General features: G+C 28.7%; 5 protein-coding genes and 2 rRNA genes. 2 read left to right on the forward strand and 5 right to left on the reverse strand.

Annotated elements, in window-relative coordinates; all coding sequences use genetic code 11:
* Positions 1–220 (forward strand): transposase (locus BUA19_RS10075; protein ID WP_143145414.1); only part of this gene is annotated, 220 nt, incomplete at its 5' end.
* Positions 221–291: 71 nt separating this feature from the next.
* On the opposite strand, the gene nrdG is transcribed toward BUA19_RS10075, so the two are convergent.
* From nrdG to BUA19_RS10090, 3 genes are all read right to left on the reverse strand, one after another.
* A complete protein-coding gene (nrdG, locus tag BUA19_RS10080; protein ID WP_084602042.1) occupies positions 292–828 on the reverse strand; it encodes an anaerobic ribonucleoside-triphosphate reductase activating protein in 537 nt (178 codons plus the stop codon).
* Between the two features lie 252 nt (positions 829–1080).
* Complete coding sequence (locus BUA19_RS10085; protein ID WP_072726150.1) at positions 1081–3435, reverse strand: anaerobic ribonucleoside triphosphate reductase; 2355 nt, start codon at positions 3433–3435, stop codon at positions 1081–1083.
* 248 nt (positions 3436–3683) lie between these two features.
* On the reverse strand, positions 3684–5213 hold the full coding sequence (locus BUA19_RS10090; protein WP_072726152.1) for a cobyric acid synthase: 1530 nt from the start codon (positions 5211–5213) through the stop codon (positions 3684–3686).
* Positions 5214–5341: 128 nt separating this feature from the next.
* On the opposite strand from BUA19_RS10090, the gene BUA19_RS10095 reads away from it, so the two are divergent.
* Entirely contained in the window at positions 5342–6520 is a 1179-nt protein-coding gene (locus BUA19_RS10095) for a pyridoxal phosphate-dependent aminotransferase (RefSeq protein WP_072726154.1), read from the forward strand.
* A 97-nt stretch (positions 6521–6617) separates the two neighbouring features.
* On the opposite strand, the gene rrf is transcribed toward BUA19_RS10095, so the two are convergent.
* A 5S ribosomal RNA gene (rrf, locus tag BUA19_RS10100) occupies positions 6618–6734 on the reverse strand.
* 43 nt (positions 6735–6777) lie between these two features.
* Positions 6778–6921, reverse strand: a 23S ribosomal RNA gene (locus BUA19_RS10105); the annotation flags it as partial.

The raw sequence follows: 6921 nt of genomic DNA on the forward strand, positions 1-6921 counted from the left end.
AGATATATCTGATTACATGAAAACATCTATTAAATCTATTAAAAAGTATAAAGACTATATAAAAAATACATTTGAATGTGATTATACAAACGGATTAATTGAAGGAATTAATAATAAAATTAAAGTAATAAAAAGGATTGCATTTGGCTACAAAAGCTTTTTTCATTTCAAGAATAGAATACTTATAAGTCAAAATTTACTAAAGTTAAAAGCCGTCTAAAACCTATTCGGTTTTAAACGGCCAACAATTAACTTTGTGATTCTCTTTACCAACACTATTTGACAAAGAACCTATTTTGCTATATTTATATTTTCCATATATTCTAGATGAAGCACAGCTTTTTTTGATTTTAATGATTTTGGCACATCTATTATCCTCTGATTAGTTGATCCTCTGAACATTAAAAGCGAATTTTTTTTAGATTCTACAAATTTACCGTCAACAAGTACATCTATATATTCAAGAAGAGTTTTCCATTTAAAATACCTAGAATTTTTAGTATCTGTTAATTGTTCAAATGTATATCCACTGTATGCCCAAATATCAAATCCTAATTTTTTTGCCTCTTTACATATTTCAATCAATGGATCTGGTTGTTCAAATGGTTCTCCTCCCGATAAAGTTATTCCCCTTTGAAGCTTTAATTTCTTAATTTTATTTATTATATCTTCTACCTCAACTTCAAATCCCCCATTAAAATCATGTGTACTTGGATTATGGCAACCCTTACATTTATGTTTACACCCTTGAGTCCATATTACAGTTCTAAGACCTGGACCATCTACTATGCTGTCTATAGTAAGAGAAGCTGCTAATCTTATTCTCATAATACCAGCTTTATAAAATCTATAAAAATCTAAATAAATATATAAAAATTATAGATTTTATTCATACACTCAATATTTTTACAAATATTAGTGTACATAATAGCATATCTCTACAATGCTATACCGCAAGCCAACGGTACTTTTATTCACCTCTCTTTTAAAAATCAAGCAACTAATTTTCCAAAATGAAAATGTAGAGTAGTTACTTGATTTATATTTTTATAATTTGCTGTTAAAAGCACCTCTAATATTTTAAGCATGTTTTATTCTATCTCTAACCTCAGCCCTTTTTGCATCATTAAATCTATCTATTGTTCCAACTAAATACCCTGTTATTCTTCTTATTCTTTCAAAGTATATACCATCTTGACCATCTTTTCTTCCACATGCTGGACAAGTATCTTCTATAACTCCGTTATATCCGCAAACTGGATCCCTATCTACAGGATGATTTATACTTCCATATCCAATTCCCAATTCTTTCATAGCTCTTACTATGCTTTCAAAAGCTTCTAAATTATCTGATGGATTTCCATCAAGTTCTATATAACTTATATGTCCTGCGTTAGTAAATTCATGATAAGGTGCTTCTATGCTTATTTTTTCAAATGCAGAAATTTTATGATATACAGGAACATGAAAAGAATTTGTGTAATATTCTTTATCTGTAACCCCTTCAATTTTTCCATATAATTTTTTATCAAGTCTTGTAAATCTTCCACTTAATCCCTCTGCCGGAGTTGCTATTAATGAGAAATTAAGATTGTATTCTTCACTTGCTTTATCCATCTTTTCTCTCATATATTTTACTATTTTAATTCCTAATTCTTGTGCTTTTTTACTTTCTCCATGATGCTCTCCAATTAATGCTTTTAAACATTCAGCAAGCCCTATAAATCCAACTGTTAATGTTCCATGTTTTATAATTTCTCTTAAATCATCTTCCCAAGAAAGTTTTTCTGAATCCATCCAAACACCTTGTCCCATTAAAAAAGGAAAGTTTTTAACTTTTTTAGATGCTTGAATTTCAAATCTTTCAAGCAATTGATCTATTACTAAATTTATTTTTTCATCTAATTCTTTGAAAAATCCATCTAAATCGCATTCTTTTTTAGTTACTATACCATGCTTTATTCCAAGTCTCGGAAGATTTATAGTTGTAAATGAAAGGTTTCCTCTTCCTGTAACTATTTCTGGTCCACATACATTTCCCAATACTCTAGTTCTACAGCCCATATAAGTAGCCTCTGTTTCAGGTTGTCCTTCTTTGTAATATTTAAGATTAAAAGGAGCATCTAAAAAGCTAAAATTAGGAAATAATCTCTTAGAAGACACTCTACATGACAATTTAAATAGATCATAATTAGGGTCTTCAGGATTTAAATTAATTCCTTCTTTTACTTTAAATATTACTATTGGGAAAATAGCAGTTTCTCCATTTCCAAGTCCCTTTTCTAAAGATAATAGTAAGTTTTTACTAACCATTCTTCCTTCTTCACTAGTGTCAGTTCCAAAGTTAACACTTGAAAATGGCACTTGTGCACCAGCTCTTGAATGCATTGTATTTAAATTGTGAATAAATGCCTCCATGGCCTGATATGTTCTTCTATCTGTTTCTCTATAAGCTTCTTTATAAGCAAATTTTTGTATTTTTTCTGCTTCTTTTTCACTCAATTTATAGTTATTCATCAATTTGTCTTTTAAAGTTTTTAGCAATTCTTCATCTATTTTCAATGATATTTCCTTATTTAAACTTTCTTCTACTTCTTTTACTAAGTTTGCTATTTTTTCTATTTCTCCTTCATATAAATCATCATACATATACAGAGCTTTATATATATTGTCTATATATACTCTTTTAAATGTCTTTTTTACTCCTTTCGCTAATGCATAATCAAAAAATGGTATACTCTGTCCTCCATGTTGATCATTTTGATTACTTTGAATAGCTATAGCTGCAAGTGCACCATAACTTAATATATCTTGAGGTTCTCTTAAAAAGCCATGGCCAGTAGAAAATCCATTTTCAAATAATTTAGCTATATCTATCTGACAACAAGTCAATGTTCCCATATTTAAAAAATCCATATCATGTATATGTATATCCCCTTTGTCATGAGCAATTGCATGTTCTGGTTTTATAACAAACTCTTTACAAAATTCCTTAGATACAGCACTTCCGTATTGAAGCATAGTACCCATAGCAGTGTTACCGTCTATATTTGCATTCTCTCTTTTTATATCTGCATTATTTGCATCTAAAAATGTTATTTCTTTTATAGCTTTCATAAGTCTTGTTTTTGAATTTCTTACTCTACTTCTTTCAGCTCTATATAAAATATACGCTTCACTAGTTTTTGCATGTCCCGTTTCTATTAAAGTTTTAACAACTGCATCTTGTACATCTTCAACATTTGGTATTTTTCCTATAAATCTTTTATTTAAAAGTCCTATAACTTCATCTGCTAAGCTTTCAGCAATACTATAATCAGGTAATTTTCCTTCTTTTTTAGCAACTTCACTTGCTGCTAAAAATATAGCTCTAACTATTTTATCTTTACTAAAATTTATTATTCTTCCGTCTCTTTTTTTTACTTTTTCTATCATTTATAAAACCCCTTTCCACATCATATTGTGGATTAAATGTTGATAACCACAATATATAGTTAATTATAACCAAAAAAAACCCCCTTTAACCTTGTTAAAGGGTTTTTTAATTTTTTTAACTATATTTAGATTATCAAAATTATAATCATTAGTCAAACAAGCTCAAAATATTGAAAATACGTATTCGTTTTTTTGAAAGCAAGTGTTTATAATAGGTTTATTTTTAGAGAAAAATTTTCCTAAAAATTTTATACATTACTTTCTAATATTTCGTATATTTTATCCATATCAATACTTGCTCTAACTATATTAGCTAATTTATCGTATTCTTTTTCCTTAAATTCTTTAAATGATTTTACACTACTTTCTATTTCTTCTAATCCTTTCATCTTTCTTATATTATTAAGCAAACTTCTTGTAAAATTTATATTGTCAAATATGCCATGGATATAAGTCCCCACTACATTACCTTCTAAATTTATAACTCCTTCTAATATATCCTCTTTTTTTTCCATTCTTTTAATAATTTTATTTAAATATCTAGAGCCATTCCCTATAGTACTTCTTCCCATATGAATTTCATATCCTTCTACCTTTATACCTTCAAGTCCACTTAAATACCCTCTTGCATTATTTTGTATTACAGCTTCAACTTGAGTAGTTACTTTTTCTCCTTCAAATGTAGTTTCTATATCTAAAAGCCCTATTCCATTAATTTCTTTTATCCCACATTCTATTCCTTCAGGATCATATAATTTTTTGCCTAACATTTGATATCCTCCACAAATACCAAATATAAGCTTCCCTCTTTTATGTAATTCATTTATTTGTCTTTCAAGCCCACTCTCTCTAATGTATATTAAATCTTCTATTGTATTTTTACTTCCAGGAATTATCAATATATCAGGATCTCCTATAGCCTCTCCTCTCATTACATATCTTAAATTTACATCTTCTTGAGTTTCAAATACATTAAAGTCAGTAAAATTAGATACATGAGGAAGGTATAAAACTTCTACAGTAACTTCTCCTTTATTTTTTAAATTTCTTCTTCTAAATCTTTCTGATAAACTATCTTCGTCTTCTATTTTTAAATTACTATAAGGCACAACTCCAAGAACTGGAATTTTTATTATATCCTCAAGCATTTTTATGCCAGGTTCAAGAATTTTAATATCTCCTCTAAATTTATTTATTATAACTCCTTTTACTCTTTCTTTTTCTTCTTCTGTAAGAAGCATCATAGTTCCCACTAAAGATGCAAATACTCCTCCTCTATCTATATCTCCTATTAATATCACAGGTGAATTTGAAATTTTCGCCATACCCATATTGACAATATCATTTTCTCTTAAATTTATTTCAGCAGGACTACCTGCTCCTTCTAAAACTACAATATCGTATTCTCTCAAAAGATCTTCATATATACCCTTTAGCATATTTTCAAGCTGAGGTTTAAATTTATGATATTCCTGAGCATCCATATTTTCATAAACTTTTCCATTGAGTATAATTTGCGCTTTTTTATCTGTAGTCGGTTTTAAGAGTATAGGATTCATTCTAACATCTGGTTCAAGTCCCGCTGCTTCTGCTTGAAATACCTGAGCTCTTCCCATCTCAAGTCCCTCTTTTGTTATAAAGGAATTTAAAGCCATATTTTGAGATTTAAATGGAACTACTTTATATCCATCTTGTTTAAATATTCTACAAAAAGCAGCTGTAATTAAACTCTTCCCAACTCCCGATGCTGTTCCTTGAAACATAATAGATTTTCCCATTTTTAATCCCCCTAACAATTCTTCATTATAAAAAACACATTTAAATTTTAACATCTCTACTCAAAAAATATCAATTATAATGTATAATTTAATTATATATTTTAAATCAATATTAGGAGGAAATTAATATGCTTTCTAGAAGATTAAACAATGTAACCCCATCATTCACTATTGGAATAAGTAATAAAGTTAGCGAACTTAAAAGCAAAGGTATTGAAGTTGTAAATTTAAGTATAGGCGAACCAGATTTTAATGTTCCTGATAAAGCCAAAAACGAAGCAATAAAAGCAATAAATAATAATAAAACTAAGTATGCCATGGTTTCTGGAATTAAAGAACTAAAAAACGCTATAGTAGAAAAACTAAAAAACGAAAATAATGTGCATTACGATATAGATGAAATTGTCGTTTCAAACGGAGCAAAACACTCTATAACTAATACTTTAATAGCTATTTTAAATCCCCAAGACGAAGTTTTAATTCCAAAACCATATTGGGTAAGTTATCCTGAAATGATTAGATTAGTTGATGCAACTCCAATATTCATCGACACTGATAAAAATAATAACTTTAAAATCACTCCAGAGCAAATACAAAAAAATATAACTGCTAAAACTAAAATGATTTTTATAACAAATCCTTCTAACCCAACAGGAGCTATTTACACTAAAGAAGAACTTAAGTCAATAGTAGATATATGTTTAAAAAATAATATTTACATATTAGCAGATGAAATATACGAAAAAATATGTTATAAAGATAATTTTACAAGTATAGCCTCATTATCACCTGAAGCAAAAAATATTACAATTACTATAAATGGCTTTTCTAAGTCTGCTGCAATGACAGGATTAAGATTAGGATATTCCGCTTCTAATAAAAGCATAGCTAAAGCTATATCAACTATACAAGGCCATTTAGTTTCTCATCCATCTACTATATCTCAATGGGCAGGATACGGATCATTAAAATACTGTAAAGAAGATATTAATAATATGGTTAAAATATACAAACAAAAAAGAGATTTAGCAATATCTATTTTATCAAAAATAAAAGATTTGGATTTTATATATCCTCAAGGAGCTTTCTATATATTCATAGATATATCTAAATTAAAATCTAAAATTAACTACAAAAATAGTTTTTCCATAGAATTTTGTAACAAATTACTAGAAAACAATAAAGTTGCAGCAGTTCCAGGAATAGCGTTTGGAATGGATGACTTTATAAGAATTTCGTATGCGTGCAGTGAAGAAAATATTATAAAAGGTCTTAATGAAATTAAAAATTTTATAGAAACTCTATAAAAAATTTTTTATCCTAAAAAGTTCTAAAATAAATGTTGGAATGATTAATTTCATTTCAACATTTATTTTTTTACTACACAAAAAATAAAAAAAGATTACGTGGCTACGTCCTACTCTCCCAGGAGGTCTCCCTCCAAGTACCATCGGCGCTGAGGAGCTTAACTTCTGTGTTCGGAATGGGAACAGGTGTATCCTCCTCGCTATTGTAACCACATAATCTTTATTTTTTTTCATACTTTCAAAACTGCACAGATTTATTGGTCAAGTCCTCGACCTATTAGTATCCATCAGCTGAACTCATTACTGAGCTTACACCTTGGACCTATCTACCAGGTAGTCTTCCTGGGGTCTTACCCTTACGGTGGGAAATCTTATCTTGAGGGTGGCTTCGCGCTTAGATG

This window comes from Tepidibacter thalassicus DSM 15285, from assembly GCF_900129915.1.
Taxonomy (GTDB): domain Bacteria; phylum Bacillota; class Clostridia; order Peptostreptococcales; family Peptostreptococcaceae; genus Tepidibacter; species Tepidibacter thalassicus.